Here is a 15,682-nt window from a genome sequence, read left to right as displayed (position 1 = left end):
CTCCGAAACAACTACGACACGTTGAGCTGAAGCGTGCCCCACCCTGGTGGGTAGCCTGTTCACGGACCGGGCGGCGTCCTGTTCTTCACGCATCACGACGTCAGCGAGCCGACGGTCGAGTTGGAGGTTTGGGACGGAGAACCGGTCCGCGGCCCTGATTCCGCATGGCGAAACGAAGGACGCCGAGACCAGCGTGCAACGGTGGCTCGTCCCGATTTGGTGAGATGCACCCGGCCCGCGCGACCAGATCGCGGCGCCGGAACGAGCGGAGGGGTCGGGCGTGAAGGCCCCTTGGCTCGAGTCTCCATCCGCAACCGGAGCACGGGCCGCCGCTCGTGGTGGTCCACCAGCCAAGGCGACCGTCGCCGGCGGCCGGGTGGCGCCGGTCAGGGCCGGCGCGTGATCAGCCCCTGGGCCAGATCCGACTCGACCGCCGCCGGGTCGCGATCGGCCGCCTCACCGTAGCCTCCGCCTCCCCCGGACTCGCACCGCAGCACGTCGCCCTTGTGGACGCGCAGGCTGTTCACCTTGAGCATCTCCCGCTCGCCGGGGGTGCCCGGGTTGAGCACGACCCGGGGCGGCGCACCGGCCTCACCGCCGAACACGCCCCACGCCGGGGTCACCGACCGCTCCCACCACAGCGACAGGTCCTGATCGGCCTCCATCGTGTACTCGCGGATCACCCCGTTCCCACCGCGCCAGCGGCCGGCACCCCCGGAGTCGGGCCGGATGCGGTACTCGTCGACCCGCACCGGGTACAGCGTCTCGACCACCTCGATCGGCAGATCGCGCAACGACCCGTTCACGTTGTTGATCAGCGCGGTCTCACCGTCACCGCCGCGCCAGGCGCCCCATCCGCCGACCGTCGCCTCCAGCGTCACGAACGGCTCCCCGGTGCGCGGGTTGTCGCCGGCGAACTGGACGATCATCGAATCGCCGTAGCTGGCCGCCGCGACCTGCTCCGGCATCGCCGGCGCGAGCGCCCGCACCACCAGGTCGATCAGCATGCCGAGGCTGGAGTAGTAGTACTGGCAGGCCGCCGGCTCGCGGGCGCCCAGCATCGACCCGTCGCGGACCTTCACCTCCAGCGGCGCGAACGACCCGCCGTTGAGGCTGATCGACGGGGAGATCAGCAGCTTGTACCCGACGCGGGCGGCCGAGACGGCCTGGGACCGCCCGCAGTTGACCGGCCCGGTCGTCTGGTCGGCGCAGTCGGTGAGATCGATGGTCATCCGCTCGCCGTCGACGGTGACCCGGACGGTGACCTCCAGCGGCGTCCCCAGGTCGATCGCGTCGTTGTCCAGGTACCCGGTCGCCTCGTAGGTGCCGTCCGGGATCGCCGCGACCCGCTCGCGTTCCAGCCGCTCGGTCTGGGCGAAGATCTCCGCACGGGCGGCCTCGATGGTCTCCGCCCCGAACCGCTCGAACAGCTCCCCCAGCCGGCGCACGCCCATCCGCGCGCACGCCACCTGCGCCCGCATGTCCCCCAGCGTGACGTACGGGAAGCGCACGTTGGAGGCGATCAGGCGCAGCACGTCCGGGTTCTCCTCGCCGCCGACCACGATCCGGGTCGGCCCCATGCGCAGGCCCTCCTGGTAGATCGTGGTCGAGTCCATCGACCCGCCGGGGTCCTTGGACCCCATGTCGATCCAGTGCGCGCGGGACGCGGCGAACCCGGCCAGCTCACCGCCGACGAAGATCGGCGCGTACACGGTGCAGTCGTTGAGGTGGGTGCCGCCGATGTAGGAGTCGTTGAGCACCCACACGTCGCCGGGCTGCCACACCCGCGCGCCGAACTCGGCCTCGGTGTAGCGGGTGCACTCCTCCAGGTTGCCGAGGAAGATCGGCAGGCCGGAGGACTGGCCGAGCACCCGGTGCTCGCGGTCCAGCAGGGCGACCGCGCAGTCCTTGCCCTCGTAGATGGTCGGCGTGTACGAGGACCGGATCAGGGTCATGTTCATGTCCTCGGCGGCCTGGATCAGCGCCGAGCGGATGATTTCCGTGGTGACCGGGCTCGGCGTCATGCCAGCTCCTCCGCGTCCAGGGTGATGATCAGGAATCCGTGGTCGTCGACCCGCAGCAGGGCGCCCGGGGGCACGACGGTGGTCGAGGTTTCCTCGTGCACGATCGCCGGGCCCGCCAGCGTGGCCCCGAGGGGCAGCGTGGACCGCGCGACGATCGAGGTCGGCACCGCGGTGCCGTCGAAGACGACGGCGCGCACCACCTCCTCGCCCGGGTCCGCGACGGCGGGCGGCTCGCCCGGTGTCCGGTCCACCAGCCCGCGGGCGGTGGTGCGGATGGTGACGAACTGGACCGGGGCGCCGGGGGTGGCGTGCCCGTAGCGCTGGTGGTGCGCCTGGGCGAAGCGGTCCTCGATGGCGGCGGGGAACTCCGGCGCGGTCACGTCCTCGCCGGGCAGGATCGGCACGGTGAGGGTGTAGTCCTGGCTCTCGTACCGCATGTCCAGACCGTGGGTGACCTCGCGGCGCTCCGGGGCGATGCCCTGCTCCCCCAGCGCGGCCCGCGCCTGGCTGTCCAAGGTGGACAGTGCGGCCGCGAGCGCGGCGGTGTCGAGGCTCTGGCTCGTGGCGAAGAACTGCTGCGTGAAGTCGCGGCGCACGTCGGCTTCGAGCATGCCCCACGCCGAGAACGCGCCGGGGAACCGCGGCACGACCACCTCGCGGACGCCGATCTCGCGGGCGATGAACGCCGCGTGCATCGGCCCGGCACCCCCGAAGGCGAGCAACGCGAACTGGGCCGGTTCGCGGCCGTGCTCGACGGTCAGGGTGCGGATCGCCTGCGCCATCTTGGCGTTGGACACGTCGCAGATGCCCGAGGCGAGCTCCACCGGGTCCATCCCGAACTCGGCGGCGAGCGCGGCCACCGCCCGGTGCGCCGCGGCGGTGTCCAGCCGCATGCCACCGCCGGCGAAGGACTCCGGATCCACGCGGCCCAGCACGCAGTTCGCGTCGGTCACGGTCGCCTGGGTGCCCCCGCGGCCGTAGCAGGCCGGACCGGGCACGGCGCCCGCCGACTCGGGACCGACGCGCAGCCCGTCGCCCTCGGCGTAGGCGAGCGAACCGCCGCCCGCGCCCACGGTGTGCAGGTTCACCAGCGGCATGAGCAGCGGGAAGCCCTCGCACTCGCCGTCCGGGGACACGTCGGGCCGGTGGTCCATGACCAGCGAGACGTCGAACGACGTACCGCCCATGTCGATGCAGATGACATCGGGCCTGCCGAGCAGCCTGCTCGCCGCGACACCGCCCATCGTGCCGCCGACCGGGCCGGACAGCAGCGTCTGCAACGGGTGCTCGCGGGCGAAGCCGGCGTTGACCAGCCCACCGGAGGACTGCATGACGTGCACCGGCACCGCCAGGCCCTTGTCCGCGAAGCGGGTCTCGATCTTGTCCAGGTAGCGGTGCACGGACGGGCCGGTGTAGGCCTCCATCACGGTGGTGGAGGTCCGCTCGTACTCGCGCCATTCCGGGGCGACCTCGTGGGACAGCACCACCAGCGCGTCCTCGCCCAGTTCCTCGCGCAGGATCCGGCCGGCGCGGCGCTCGTGCCCGGAGTTCAGGTAGGCGAACAGGAAGCACACCGCGACCGCGTCGAACCCTTCCGCGCGCACGCGTTTGGCGACCAGCCGCACCGCGTCCTCGTCCAGCGGCTCCAGCTCCTCGCCCGCGGCGGAGAACCGGCCCGCGACTTCGGCGACGGCGTTGCGCGGGACCAGCGGCTCGGGTTTGCGGTAGTGCAGGTCGAACAACCGGTTCCGGTTGCCCCGGGCGATCTGGTAGACGTCCCCGATCCCCTGCGTCGTCAGGATCAGCACTCGCGCGCCGCGCCGTTCCAGCAGCGCGTTGAGGCCCTGCGTCGTGCCGTGCACGAAGAACCCGATGTCTTCGAAGGGCAGCCCGAATCCCTCCAGCGCGTCGAACACGCCCCGGGCCAGGTCGTCCGGGGTGGTGAGGACCTTGCCCGCACGCAGCTCCCGCGTCGTCTCGTCGTAGGTGACGACGTCGGTGAACGTGCCCCCGATGTCCATGGCGACCCGGTAGGTCATGTGGAAACTCCTTGTCGTTGCGGCGGAAACGGCGTCAGTCGAGGGCCCGGCCCTCGGTCTCCGGGAGCGGGAGCACGGCCAGCAGCGCGACGACGAGGAACGCCACGATCGAGCCGATGACGGCGACGGACGGGACGCCGTGGTCCATCATCGCGCCGATGACGGGCACCGAGACCGTGTTGGCCAGCAGGATCGCCGAGGTGATCCACGCGTAGCCGAGACCGCGCAGGCTGGTCGGCAGGGCTTCGCCGGCCCAGGTGTTCCAGATGCCCCACGCGCCGAGCGAGAAGAACGCCAGCACCAGGTTGCCCGCGTACATCTGGCCGGCGTTCGCCGCGATCCCGAACAGCACCCCGCCGGCGGCGGAGGCGAGCACGAACCAGAGGAACACGCGTTTGCGGCCCTGCCGCCGGGTCAGCCACGCGGCCAGCAGGTACCCGGGCACGGACACCAGCTGGGTGACGGCGACGAACCACAGCGCGCCGGACACGCTCATGCCGCGGCCCTGCAACAGCACCGGCAGCCACGTCTGCAGCCCCCAGTAGCCCCAGCTGAAGGTGAACGAGACGACGAGCAGCAGGAGGAACCGCGTCCGCACGCGGCCGCGGAAGAGCCCGCGCAGGTCCCCGCCCCGGCCCTCGTGGTCGACCCGGAACCGGGTGTCCTCGCCGATTCCGGCGCCGAGGCGGCGCAACACGCGAGCGGCGTCGGCGTGGCGGCCCTGCTTGGCCAGCCAGTACGGGGATTCCGGCACCCAGCGCAGCACCGCCAGCGCCCACAGCCCGGCCAGCGCGGCCACGATCGCCACGGCCCGCCAGCTGACCGCGCCCAGGGTCTGGCTGACCAGGATGCACAGCAACGTGCCGACCGGGAACCCGATCGACAGCGCGACCGCGCCCTGACCACGCCACCGGGTGGGCAGCAGCTCCAGGAAGTACGGGAACGTCACCGAGTACACGCCGCCGAAGGCGATGCCGGAGGCGAACCGCAGCACCAGGAACATCCAGAACTCCGGCGCCACCCCGGCCAGCAGGGCCAGCGCCGCGTAGATCATGAGGCTCAGCACGGTGACGCGGCGGCGGCCCAGCCGGTCGATGATCACGCCCCACAGCAGCGCGCCCGGCACCATGCCGAACGCGACGGCCGACAGCGCCCAGCCCAGCCGCGTGTTGTCGACGCCGAAGTCGTCGCCGATGCCGGTCGAGACGTACACGAGCCCGACCTGCTCCCACGCCTCGATGACGAAGGTGAAGAACAGGACCGCGCCCGCGACGAGGTGGGCGCGGCTGAGGGTCATCCGGTCGCACACGTCGCCGACGGACACCGGCGCGGCGCGGTCGCTGTCCGGGATGGCTGCTCCGCCCTCGGAGGTCATCGCCCACCACCTTCGTCAAAACGATTTGATGATTCGGGCCATGAAACGCGCCCGCGGCCGGGACTGTCAAGAGCCGGACGGGTCGTGGGCGATACTGGGTGCCGGGTCCAGGGTGTCCGGACAGGAGGGTGGGCGGGGTGAGCAGACCGGCCGCGAAGGTCACGATCCGGGAGGTGGCCGAACGCGCCCAGGTCGCGATCAGCACCGTGTCGCACGCGTTCTCCGGCAGCAGGCCGATTTCGCAGGCCACCCGGGAACGCGTCCTGCGCGCCGCCGCCGAGCTGGGCTACGACCCGAACCCGAGCGCGCGCTCGCTGCGCACCGGGCGGTCCGGCATCGTCGGGCTGGTGCTGCGGCCGCGCTACGCGGTCACCGGCACCCCGGACCGGGCCGAAACGTTCAACCGCCTGGTGGGCTCGATCGCCACCGAGATGCTGCGGCGCAAGACCGGGCTGATCCACGTGCCCGACATCGACGACCCGTCGGTCGCGCGGGTGCCCATGGACGGCTGCATCGTGGCCCACCCGTACGGCGACGACTCGGTGCTCACGGAACTGACGCGCCGCGGGATCCCGGTGGTCACCGTCGAGGAGGACCCGGAGCGGCCCGGCTTCCCGTGGGCCGTCCGCCTCGACTACCCGGCGGTCGTCACCGCGCTGCTGGACCACCTGCGCGAGCAGGGCGCCCGCCGGATCACGCTGTTCACCGGCACCGAGGACAACGCGTGGAACCGGCGCACGAGGGAGACCTACCTCGCGTGGTCGGCCCGGCGCCGCCGCACACCGCGGGTCGAGGTGCTCAGCGAGGGCCTGACCCCGGACGACGCGGCGGCGGCGGTGCGTCCGCTGCTGACCGGCCGAAGCCGCCCGGACGCGGTCATCATCGCCACCAGTGACTTCGCGGCGCTGGTGACGCGCGTCGCGGCCGCCGAGGGGCTACGGGTTCCGGACGATCTGATGGTCGCCTCGCTCACCGACACCGAGCACTCCCGCACCGCGTCCCCGCCGATCACCGCGATGGACCTCAACCACGAGAAGCTCGCCGAGCACGCGGTCGAACTGATGCTCGCGCGGCTGTCCGGGGCGGGGAACCCCGGGAACCACTGGTCATCGCCCCGGTGCTGCACCTGCGCGCGTCCACCCGGCGCGCGTGACCGTCCCGGTAGGACGGTCAGGCGCGCCGGGGCGGATCGTCACGCGCCGATCGTGGACGCGTCGATCACGAAGCGGTAGCGCACGTCGCTGTTGTCCACGCGCTCGTAGGCCTCGTTGACCTGATCGGCGGAGATCGTCTCGATCTCGGCGCCGATGCCGTGCTCGGCGCAGAAGTCGAGCATCTCCTGGGTCTCGGCGATCCCGCCGATCATCGAACCGGCCAGCACCCTGTTGCCGCCCAGCAGCGAGAACGCGTTGTAGGACAACGGTTCGCCGGGAGCACCGACGTTGACCATCGCGCCGCCGACGCGCAGCAGGCCCAGGTAGGCGTCGACCGGCAGCTTGGCCGACACGGTGTTGAGGATCAGGTCGAACCGGCCGCGCAGCGCCTCGAACGTGCCCTCGTCGCCGGTCGCGTAGTAGCCGGTGGCGCCCAGGCGCAGGCCGTCCTCCCGCTTCTTCAGGCTCTGGCTGAGCACGGTGACCTCGGCGCCCATCGCGGCCGCGAGCTTGACCGCCATGTGGCCGAGCCCGCCGAGCCCGACCACGGCGACCTTCTTGCCCGGGCCCGCGCCCCACTGCCGCAGCGGCGAGTAGGTGGTGATCCCGGCGCACAGCAGGGGTGCGGCGACGTCGAGGCCGATGCCCTCGGGGATCCGGCACACGAAGGCTTCCTTGACGACGATCTGCCTGCTGTAGCCGCCGTAGGTCTTCTCGCCGTCGAAGCCGACGCCGTTGTAGGTCTGGACGTTGCCCCGCACGCAGAACTGCTCGGTGCCGGCCCGGCAGTACTCGCACTCGCCGCACGAGTCGACCATGCAGCCGACGCCGACGCGGTCGCCGACCCGGTACTTCGTCACCTCGGGGCCGACGGCGGCGACGACACCGGCGATCTCGTGGCCGGGCACCATCGGGAAGATCGCCTCGCCCCAGTCCTCGCGGGCCTGGTGGATGTCGCTGTGGCAGATGCCGGCGAAGGCGATGTCGATCAGCACGTCGTCCGGTCGCAGGTCCCGCCGCTCGATGGTGGTGGGCGCCAGGGGCGCGCCCGGCGACGGGACAGCGATAGCGTGCGTGGTCGTGGTCATGAATCCTCCGGGAAACGCCGTTTCGGGGCATACTGTAAGAGCCCTCATACATCAACGACGTAAGAGGGCTCTTACATATTCCGGCCGGGGGATGTGATCCACGCCATGGGCGGCAAGTACCACCACGGCAACCTGCGTGACGAGCTCGTCCGGGTGTCCCTCGACCTGATCGCCGAGCGGGGCGTGGCCGGCTTCTCGGTGGCCGAGGTCGCGCGGCGCGCCAAGGTCAGCCCGGGCGCGCCCTACCGGCACTTCCCGGAGCGGGAGAGCCTGCTGGCCGCCGTCGCCGCCACCGTGGCCGGCCAGCTGGCCGGCGAGGTGCGGGCCGCGATCGAGCGGGAGGCCGGCCCGGCCGACGCGCTGGCCGCGGCGGCCGGCGCCTACACCGCCTACCTGATCCGGCGGCGCGCCGGCATGAACCTGATCTACGCCGAGGGCCTGCACGGCCCCGGGCACACCGAGCTGCACGAGAACACCCGCGTGCTGACCGACCAGTTCCTCATGCTGTGCCTGCGCCTGTGCGACGAGCCTACGGAGGCGCTCGAGCTGATGGAGCAGCTGTTCACCCAGGCGCACGGCTACGGCATGTTCTGGCTCGACGGGGTCTTCGTCAAACACGGCTACCCGCCGGAGCAGGTGGTCGCCAAGTCGATCGCGGCGGCCCGGGTGATGATCGAAGGCCACCGCGCCACCACGGGCCGGTAGCGGCCGGTCAGTCCGCGGGGCCCCGCAGGGTCAGCACGACCCGCAGCACGTGCTCGACGGCCGCGGCGAACATCGTGCCGCGCAGTTCCCGCCGCTCGGCCAGGTTGCGGGAGGCGAACTCCAGCACGGTGCCCGGGCCGGCCTTGCGCACCACCAGCTCGGCGATCTCCTCGAGGTCGAGGTCCGGGTGGTCCAGCCGCGTCAGGGCGACCTCCACCAGCAGTTCCTCGTCCGTCACGCCAACCCGCCGCACGCTTCGCACACTACTTGCGCACCGAGGTCGTGTCACTGGTCAGCGGCCGTCCGTCCGCGGCCACCGGGACCACCGGCGGCACGAGCGCGCCCTCCTCGTCGACCAGCACGGAATGCGTCTCCCCGGGCCCGTAGGCGTGCCGCTCACCCCATTGCCGGAGCGTGACGATCACCGGGAACAGGTCCTTGCCCGCCGCGGTGAGCGCGTACACCCGGCGCTTGCCCGACGACGCCTCGACCTGCGTGATCAGGCCGTGCGCGGCGAGCCTGCGGAGCCGGTCGGCGAGGATGTTGCGGGCGATGCCGGTGCGCTGCTGGAACTCGGTGAACGAGCGGGCGCCGTCCATCGCGTCCCGGATGATCAGCAGGCTCCACCGGTCCCCGACCACGTCCGCCGCCCGCGCGACCGGGCAGTCCGGATCCGTCCACACGTGACCCTCCCCTGAGTTGCATTGTGAAACCATTCTGCCCTACTCTCCAAAGAGTTGCAATTTGAAACCGAATGGAGGCGCGGGTGGGCAGGGGAACGAGGCTGCTGCTGGCGGTGGTGTGCGGGGTGGCGGTCGCCGGGGTCTACGCCGGGCAGCCGGTGCTCGGGCCGATGGGGCACGACCTCGGTGTCCCCCGCGATTCGGTCGGCTGGCTGGTGGCCGCCGGGCAGCTCGGCTACCTCGCCGGGCTGGTGCTGCTGGTGCCGCTGGGCGACCTGCTCGACCGCAGGCGCCTCATCGCCGCGCACCTCGGGCTGGTGGCGGCCGGGCTGGCGATCACCGCGGCCGCGCCGGTCGCGTGGATGGCGTTCGGCGGCCTCGCCCTGGCAGGCGCGTTCGCCGTGGTGGTGCAAACCGCCGTCGCCTACGCGGCCGCGATCTCCCCAGCCGGGGAGCGCGGGCGCACCCTCGGCGTCGTCACCTCCGGCGTGGTGGTCGGCATCCTCGGCGCCCGGGTGGTCACCGGAAGCGTGGCGGACGCCTGGGGCTGGCGCGGCAGCTACCTCGCCCTGGCGGTCCTCGCCACCGTCCTCGGCGTGCTCACCCTGGTCGCGCTGCCGCCGGACGTCCGCGCCGGCGGCGAACGGTACGGGCGGATCCTCCGGTCGCTGGCCGGGCTGTTCACCCGGCCGGTGTTCCTCGGCCGCGGGCTGATCGCGTTCTTCCTCTTCGCCTCCTTCGGCACGCTGTGGAGCGGTCTGGCGCTGCCCCTGGCCGGTGCGCCGTGGCACTTCAGCGAGGCGCAGATCGGGCTGTTCGGGGTGGCCGGGCTCGCCGGCGCGCTGGGCGCCGCCCGGTCCGGGCGCTGGGCCGACGCCGGGCACGCGGGCCGGGTCGGCGGCGTCGCGCTGGTCCTGCTGATCGGCTCCTGGCTCGCGATCGGGCAGCTCGGCTGGTCGCTGCCGCTGCTGATCGCCGGGGTGATCGTGCTCGACTTCGCCGTGCAGGCGGTGCACGTCGGCAACCAGCACGTCCTCACGAGCGCCTTCCCCAGCCGCACCAGCAGCACGATCGGCGGCTACATGGTCTTCTACTCGCTCGGCTCGGCGCTCGGCGCCGCCGCGACGACCGCGCTGTTCGACGCCGCGGGCTGGAGCGGCCCCACGCTGCTCGGCGCGGCGTTCGCGCTGTGCGCCCTGGTCACGTGGGCACTCGCCGAACGGCGGGCTGGGCGATCGCGACCCGGCGAGCAGCCACCTGAGCACGTCTCCGGAGCCGAAGGTCACGACTTGCGCGCGACCCCTTGACCCGGCGCACACCCGGGTGCTTACTGCCCGGAAAGTCCGTATCGGGCTCGGAGGTGGTCATGGTCGACGCATCCGGAAGGCCGGTTCCCCCGGCCGCGGTCGGTGAGTACCAGATCGGCGTCAGCAGGCCCCCGCTCGCGGTGGACGACCTGCCGGAGCCGGAGGAGGTGTTCCGGGTCCGCCGCCTCGGCGCGGTGCAGATCGTCCAGTTCGTGATCGGCCCGAGCCTCATCGCGCTGGGCATCTCCATCGGCAGCGGCGAGTGGCTGCTGGGGCCGCAGGCGGTGGGCACGTTCGGGTTCGTCGGGGTCGGCTGGGTCATCACGGTGTCGGCGCTGCTGCAGACCTTCTACAACGTCGAGGTCTCCCGCTACGTCGTCGCCACCGGAGAGGTGCCCATCGTCGGCTTCGGGCGGGTGCCGCCGGGCGCCAAGCTGTGGATCCCGTTCTCCCTGCTGGTGCTGTACTTCGCGTTCATCTTCGGCGGCTGGGCGGCCGGCGCGGGCCAGGGGCTGTTCGCGCTGATCGCCGGGCGGCCGCACCGGCCCGGCGAGCTGGAGTACGTCCGCCTGCTGGGCATCGGGCTGCTGCTGGTGGTCTTCCTGATCACGGTGCTGGCGCGCAAGATCTCCCGCACGCTGGAGCTGGCGAACTGGCTGATGGTCGGCACCCTGCTGCTGGTCCTGCTGGTCGTCACGATCACGGTCGTGCCCGGATCGGTGTGGTGGGACGGCGTGCGCGGCCTGGTGACGCCGGCCGCGCCCCCGGAGGGCATCACCGCGACCCAGCTCGGCGGGCTGGCCGGGTTCACCGCGCTGGCGTCCGGGCTGAACTGGTACGTGATGAACCACTACCGCGACAAGGGTTACGGCATGGGCTACCGCGTCGGGTTCATCTCCGGCCTGCGCGGCGGGCGGACCGAGCTGCGCCACTCCGGCGTGACGTTCCCGGACGACGCGGCGAACACCAGCCGGTGGAAGCGGTGGTACCGGCTGCTGCTGATCGACCTGTGGGGCGTGTTCTTCGTGGGCGCGATGGTCGGCATGCTGCTGCCGACCGTGCTGATGTCGCACATCGTGGCGACCAGCGGGCAACGGCCGACGTCGGCCAACGTCCCGACGTTCACCGCCACCCAGCTCGGCGCCCAGTACGGGTCGTGGATGTTCTACCTGATGCTGGTCGTCGGCGTGCTGGTGCTGTTCTCCACGCAGCTGGGCATCTTCGAGGCGCTGGTGCGCAACTTCACCGACGCCACGCACGCGAGCAGCCCGCGCATCCGCCGCCTCATCGAGGGCGACCCGCGGCGGTTCTACTTCCCGTTCATGCTGGTCGTGCTGGCGGTGATCGCCGGGGCGATGCACCTGGCCCTGCCCACGGACCTGGTCCAGACCTCGGCGAACATGTCGAACCTGGGCGCGCTGATCTTCCCGTTCGCGCTGATGTACCTGAACTCGCGGCTGCCGAAGGCGGCGCGGCCACGGCCGTGGCACTACGTGATCCTGCTGCTGAACTTCGCGTTCTTCGGGTTCTTCTTCATCAACTTCGTGTACGAGCTGTTCACCGGGAGCGCCCTGGTCAAGTTCTAGAGCGACGCCAGGCGGACCACCGTGATGTCGGGCGGGGCGCCGACCCGCACCGGTGGTCCCCACGCGCCCGCGCCGCGGGTGACGTAGAGCTGCGTGCCGCCGTGGCGGGTCAGGCCGGCCAGCGTGTGCTGGATGCCGTCCACCACCAGGTGTCCCGGCCAGAACTGCCCGCCGTGGGTGTGCCCGGACAGCTGGAGGTCGACGCCGTGCGCGACGGCCTGGTCGATGACGATCGGCTGGTGCGCGAGCAGCACCGCGGCCCGGGCGGGGTCGCGGCCGCCGAGCGCCTTGGCGAAGTCCGGGCCTTCCCCTTCGCCGGCGCGGACGTCGTTGACCCCGGCCAGGTCGAAGCCGGGCAGCTCGACGCGCTCGTTGGCGAGCAGCCGCATGCCCAGGGTCCGGACGTGGCCGACCCACTGCCCGGCGCCGGAGATGTACTCGTGGTTGCCGGTCACGAAGAAGGTGCCGTGCCGCGACCGCAGCCCGGCCAGCGGCGCCACCGCGGGCGCGAGGTCCTCGACGTCCCCGTCGACCAGGTCCCCCACCACCGCCACCAGGTCCGGCGACGTGGCGTTGATCGTGTCGACGACGTGCTGCGTGAACCCGCGGCCGAGGAGCGGGCCGACGTGGATGTCGCTGACCACCGCGATCCGGAACCCGTCCGCGCTGCGCGGCAGTTTCGCCAGCGGCACCGTCACGTCCAGCACCCGGGGACCGCTGAACAGGCTGTGCGCGCCGTAGCCGACGGTCCCCGCCACCGCGGCCACCGTTGCGCCGCCCACCACCCGCGACACGAACACCCGCCGCGTCACCGCCGTCTCCTCCGGCACCGGCCCGGCGTCGCGGCGGGCGAGCCACCGGCGCAGTAGCGGCCGCACCACCTCGCCGGCCAGCAGGGCCAGCAGCAGGTACACGCACACCGCCATCCAGACGAACCCCGGCCAGGACACGACCCGCACCAGCCAGTACGGCGCCTCGGCCCGCTCGCTCAGGGGCGCGGCCACCATCAGCACCGGCCCGGCCACGAGCACCCCGGTCGCCACCCGTCGCCACACCGAGCCGCGGGGCAGCGCGTCGCGGACCAGGCGGCGCCAGGCCCACCAGTGGAACGCGGCCACCGCCGCCAGCACGACGACGAACACCAGGGCGATGATCACGACCACGCGAAAGCATCCCAGATCGGTTACGGAGTGTGTTACGGATCACATTACCGCTACACTATCTGGCTACGCTTCCCGAGCCACCCCCACGGGGAGGAGTCGAGATGAACGACTTCCTCGGTTCACGGCACAGCAGGCGGGACGTGCTGCGCGCGGCGGCAGCCCTGACGCTGGGGTCGGCGGCGCTGGGCGCCTGCGCCTCGGAGGAGGATCCCGGCGGCACCGGCACCGCTCCCGGGCAGGCGCCGCAGGAGGTCTTCACCGAGCCCGCCACCAGGCTCTCCGGTGACCTGCGGATCCTGCTGTGGAGCCACTTCGTGCCCAGCCACGACGAGTGGTTCGACCGGTTCGCCCGCGACTGGGGCTCCCGCGTCGGCGTCAACGTCACCGTGGACCACATCGACCAGGCCCAGATCCCGACCCGCATCGCGGCCGAGATCCAGGCCCGGCAGGGACACGACCTGATCCAGTACATCGCGACGCTGTCCCAGTTCGAGCCGAGCGTGCTGGACATGAAGGACCTGGTGGCCGAGGCGAACCGGCGCTGGGGCCGGCAGCTGCCGCTGTGCGAGAAGTCCAGCCGCAACCCGGCCACCGGCAAGTTCTACGCCTACTCCCCCGGCTGGGTGCCCGACCCGGGCAACTACCGCCGCTCGCTGTGGGAACCGGTCGGCCTGCCGAACGGACCGTCCACCTGGGACGAGCTGCTCACCGGCGCCGCGGAGATCAAGCGGAGCAAGGGCGTCCCGCTCGGCCTGGGCATGTCGCAGGAGATCGACTCGAACATGGTGCTGCGGGCACTGATGTGGTCCTACGGCGCGTCGGTGCAGGACGAGAACGAGCGCGTGGTGATCAACTCGCCGGAGACGATCGCGGCGATCGAGTACATGACGCGGCTCTACCAGCAGGCGATGACGCCGGAGGTGTTCTCCTGGAACGCGGCCAGCAACAACCAGGGCCTGGTCGCCGGGAAGCTGTCCTACATCGTCAACTCGATCTCCGCCTGGCGCACCGCGGCCACCTCCAACCCGGACGTCGCCGACGACACGTTCTTCGTCCCGGCGCTGCGCGGGCCGCGGGCCGCACTGGCCGCGCAGCACGTGCTCTACAACTGGATCGTCCCGCAGCACGCCACCGGCGCCGACGCGGCGAAGGAGTTCCTGCTGCACTACACCGCCAACTTCAAGGCGGCCACGTACGCCTCGAAGCTCTACGACTTCTGCGCGTGGTCGGGTCTGACGCCGGAGCTGCCGGGCTGGCTGGCCAGCGACCCGTTCGGCTCGAAGCCGCCGGACAAGCTGAAGCTGCTGGCCGACGCGGTCCCGTGGAGCGCCAACATCGGCCACCCCGGCCCGGCGAGCACCGCGATCGGCGAGGTGTTCAGCACGTTCGTGGTGCCCAACATGTTCGCCAGGGCGGCGCGCGGGGAGATGACGCCGCAGCAGTCGGTGGCCGAGGCCGAGAACCAGGTCAACGCCATCTTCGCGAAGTGGCGTGCGGCCGGGCTCGTCGGCGGTTGAGCCATGGCCGTCGTCGAGGTCCGGGAGCTGGTGAAGGAGTTCGACGGCGGGCGGGTGCACGCCATCGACGGCGTGAGCCTGGCCGCCGCGGCCGGCGAGTACCTGGTGCTGCTCGGCCCCTCCGGGTGCGGCAAGACGACGCTGCTGCGCACCATCGCCGGCCTGGAGCAGCCGACCAGCGGCGACGTCCTGATCGGCGGCCACGTGGTGACCGGGCTGCCGCCGCGGGCGCGGCAGATCGCGATGGTGTTCCAGAGCTACGCGCTCTACCCGCACAAGACGGTGCTGGCGAACATCGTCTTCCCGCTGCGCGCGGCCGGGATGGAGCGGGAGGAGCGGGAGCGCAAGGCGCGGTGGGCGGCCGGGCTGCTGGGCATCGAGCCGCTGCTGAACCGCAAGCCGCGGCAGCTCTCCGGCGGCGAGCGGCAGCGGGTGGCACTGGCCCGCGCGATGGTGCGCGATCCGCAGGTGTTCCTGCTCGACGAGCCGCTGTCCAATCTGGACGCCAAGCTGCGGGCCAGCGCCCGGGACGAGCTGAAGCGCTTCCAGGAGGACCTGGGCACCACCACGATCTACGTCACGCACGACCAGGCCGAGGCGATGGGCCTGGGCGACCGGATCGCGGTGCTCAACGCGGGCCGGGTGGTGCAGACCGGCCCGCCGGTGGAGGTCTACGACGACCCGGCCGACACGTTCGTCGCGACGTTCATCGGCTCCCCGCCGATGAACCTCATCCCGCACGACGGCAGGCTCGTCGGGTTCCGCCCGGAGCACCTGCTGCCGGCCGAGGTGGTGCCCGGCGAGCGGGTGACGGTGCCGCTGGAGGTGGACCGCATGGAGTACCTCTCCGGTGACCGGCACGTCTACGGCACGGTGTCGCGCATCGGCGAGCGCACCCGGGTGGTCGCCCGGCTGCCGGCCACTGTGGACACCCCGATCACCGCCGGGCGGACGCATTCCTTCGCCGTGCCCGCGCGGCGGCTGCGGTTCTTCGACTCCCGGACCGGGCAGCGGGCGGCCCCGGTCCGGCTGGACGGCTGA

The 15,682-nt window shown here is 72.1% G+C and carries 13 protein-coding genes; 6 read left to right on the top strand and 7 right to left on the bottom strand.

Going from position 1 to position 15,682, the window contains the following annotated elements; translation table 11 throughout:
• Nucleotides 1–386: 386 nt before the first annotated feature.
• Genes L1857_RS17625 through L1857_RS17615 form a run of 3 tightly spaced genes read right to left on the bottom strand, consistent with a single transcriptional unit; the run spans nucleotide 387 to nucleotide 5,438 of the window.
• Complete coding sequence (locus tag L1857_RS17625) at nucleotides 387–2,024, bottom strand: hydantoinase B/oxoprolinase family protein (protein ID WP_094008332.1); 1,638 nt, start codon at nucleotides 2,022–2,024, stop codon at nucleotides 387–389.
• Nucleotides 2,021–4,063, bottom strand: coding sequence for a hydantoinase/oxoprolinase family protein (locus L1857_RS17620; RefSeq protein WP_249465657.1), 2,043 nt, complete (start codon nucleotides 4,061–4,063; stop codon nucleotides 2,021–2,023). Before L1857_RS17620 ends, L1857_RS17625 begins: the two co-directional genes overlap by 4 nt.
• A 34-nt stretch (nucleotides 4,064–4,097) precedes the next feature.
• A complete protein-coding gene (locus L1857_RS17615; RefSeq protein WP_205413362.1) occupies nucleotides 4,098–5,438 on the bottom strand; it encodes an MFS transporter in 1,341 nt (446 codons plus the stop codon).
• Nucleotides 5,439–5,575: 137 nt separating this feature from the next.
• On the opposite strand from L1857_RS17615, the gene L1857_RS17610 reads away from it, so the two are divergent.
• Complete coding sequence (locus tag L1857_RS17610; RefSeq protein ID WP_249465654.1) at nucleotides 5,576–6,670, top strand: LacI family DNA-binding transcriptional regulator; 1,095 nt, start codon at nucleotides 5,576–5,578, stop codon at nucleotides 6,668–6,670.
• Here L1857_RS17610 and L1857_RS17605 read toward each other — a convergent pair.
• Nucleotides 6,631–7,680: an NAD(P)-dependent alcohol dehydrogenase gene (locus L1857_RS17605; RefSeq protein ID WP_249465652.1), complete on the bottom strand. Its 1,050-nt coding sequence runs from the start codon at nucleotides 7,678–7,680 to the stop codon at nucleotides 6,631–6,633. The two genes, L1857_RS17610 and L1857_RS17605, sit on opposite strands and share 40 nt — an antisense overlap.
• A 105-nt stretch (nucleotides 7,681–7,785) precedes the next feature.
• Between L1857_RS17605 and L1857_RS17600 the strand changes: the two genes are divergently transcribed.
• The gene (locus tag L1857_RS17600) at nucleotides 7,786–8,385 is read left to right on the top strand and encodes a TetR/AcrR family transcriptional regulator (protein ID WP_116113299.1); all 600 of its coding nucleotides are present in this window, start codon (nucleotides 7,786–7,788) and stop codon (nucleotides 8,383–8,385) included.
• A gap of 7 nt (nucleotides 8,386–8,392) precedes the next feature.
• Here the strand turns inward: L1857_RS17600 and L1857_RS17595 are convergent, their stop codons facing one another.
• Together L1857_RS17595 and L1857_RS17590 are read right to left on the bottom strand one after the other, a co-directional pair.
• Nucleotides 8,393–8,623: a hypothetical protein gene (locus L1857_RS17595; RefSeq protein WP_162830623.1), complete on the bottom strand. Its 231-nt coding sequence runs from the start codon at nucleotides 8,621–8,623 to the stop codon at nucleotides 8,393–8,395.
• Between the two features lie 25 nt (nucleotides 8,624–8,648).
• Complete coding sequence (locus L1857_RS17590; protein ID WP_094008337.1) at nucleotides 8,649–9,101, bottom strand: winged helix-turn-helix transcriptional regulator; 453 nt, start codon at nucleotides 9,099–9,101, stop codon at nucleotides 8,649–8,651.
• Between the two features lie 38 nt (nucleotides 9,102–9,139).
• Between L1857_RS17590 and L1857_RS17585 the strand changes: the two genes are divergently transcribed.
• Nucleotides 9,140–10,375, top strand: coding sequence for an MFS transporter (locus L1857_RS17585; RefSeq protein WP_249465649.1), 1,236 nt, complete (start codon nucleotides 9,140–9,142; stop codon nucleotides 10,373–10,375).
• Nucleotides 10,376–10,434: 59 nt separating this feature from the next.
• Nucleotides 10,435–11,961, top strand: coding sequence for an Nramp family divalent metal transporter (locus L1857_RS17580; RefSeq protein ID WP_094008402.1), 1,527 nt, complete (start codon nucleotides 10,435–10,437; stop codon nucleotides 11,959–11,961).
• Here the strand turns inward: L1857_RS17580 and L1857_RS17575 are convergent.
• On the bottom strand, nucleotides 11,958–13,124 hold the full coding sequence (locus L1857_RS17575) for a metallophosphoesterase (protein ID WP_094008339.1): 1,167 nt from the start codon (nucleotides 13,122–13,124) through the stop codon (nucleotides 11,958–11,960). The genes L1857_RS17580 and L1857_RS17575 overlap by 4 nt on opposite strands.
• A 101-nt stretch (nucleotides 13,125–13,225) precedes the next feature.
• Here L1857_RS17575 and L1857_RS17570 point away from each other — a divergent pair, with 101 nt between their 5' ends.
• Both L1857_RS17570 and L1857_RS17565 read left to right on the top strand, forming a co-directional pair.
• Complete coding sequence (locus tag L1857_RS17570; protein ID WP_198958365.1) at nucleotides 13,226–14,641, top strand: ABC transporter substrate-binding protein; 1,416 nt, start codon at nucleotides 13,226–13,228, stop codon at nucleotides 14,639–14,641.
• Between the two features lie 3 nt (nucleotides 14,642–14,644).
• Nucleotides 14,645–15,682 (top strand): ABC transporter ATP-binding protein, encoded by a 1,038-nt coding sequence (locus L1857_RS17565; RefSeq protein WP_094008340.1) that lies wholly within the window; start codon nucleotides 14,645–14,647, stop codon nucleotides 15,680–15,682.

This window comes from Amycolatopsis thermalba (assembly GCF_023376025.1).
GTDB lineage: Bacteria > Actinomycetota > Actinomycetes > Mycobacteriales > Pseudonocardiaceae > Amycolatopsis_E > Amycolatopsis_E thermalba.
Note: the sequence above shows the minus strand (reverse complement) of the source record. Positions and strands in the feature narration are given on the sequence as shown.

What these genes read in the sequence shown, in the direction of transcription:
- L1857_RS17625 (WP_094008332.1), bottom strand. Translation starts at nt 2,024, where the DNA reads ATGACGCCGAGCCCGGTCACCACGGAAATCATCCGCTCGGCGCTGATC.
- L1857_RS17620 (WP_249465657.1), bottom strand. Translation starts at nt 4,063, where the DNA reads ATGACCTACCGGGTCGCCATGGACATCGGGGGCACGTTCACCGACGTC.
- L1857_RS17615 (WP_205413362.1), bottom strand. Translation starts at nt 5,438, where the DNA reads ATGACCTCCGAGGGCGGAGCAGCCATCCCGGACAGCGACCGCGCCGCG.
- L1857_RS17605 (WP_249465652.1), bottom strand. Translation starts at nt 7,680, where the DNA reads ATGACCACGACCACGCACGCTATCGCTGTCCCGTCGCCGGGCGCGCCC.
- L1857_RS17600 (WP_116113299.1), top strand. Translation starts at nt 7,786, where the DNA reads ATGGGCGGCAAGTACCACCACGGCAACCTGCGTGACGAGCTCGTCCGG.
- L1857_RS17590 (WP_094008337.1), bottom strand. Translation starts at nt 9,101, where the DNA reads ATGGTTTCACAATGCAACTCAGGGGAGGGTCACGTGTGGACGGATCCG.
- L1857_RS17585 (WP_249465649.1), top strand. Translation starts at nt 9,140, where the DNA reads ATGGAGGCGCGGGTGGGCAGGGGAACGAGGCTGCTGCTGGCGGTGGTG.
- L1857_RS17580 (WP_094008402.1), top strand. Translation starts at nt 10,435, where the DNA reads ATGGTCGACGCATCCGGAAGGCCGGTTCCCCCGGCCGCGGTCGGTGAG.
- L1857_RS17570 (WP_198958365.1), top strand. Translation starts at nt 13,226, where the DNA reads ATGAACGACTTCCTCGGTTCACGGCACAGCAGGCGGGACGTGCTGCGC.
- L1857_RS17565 (WP_094008340.1), top strand. Translation starts at nt 14,645, where the DNA reads ATGGCCGTCGTCGAGGTCCGGGAGCTGGTGAAGGAGTTCGACGGCGGG.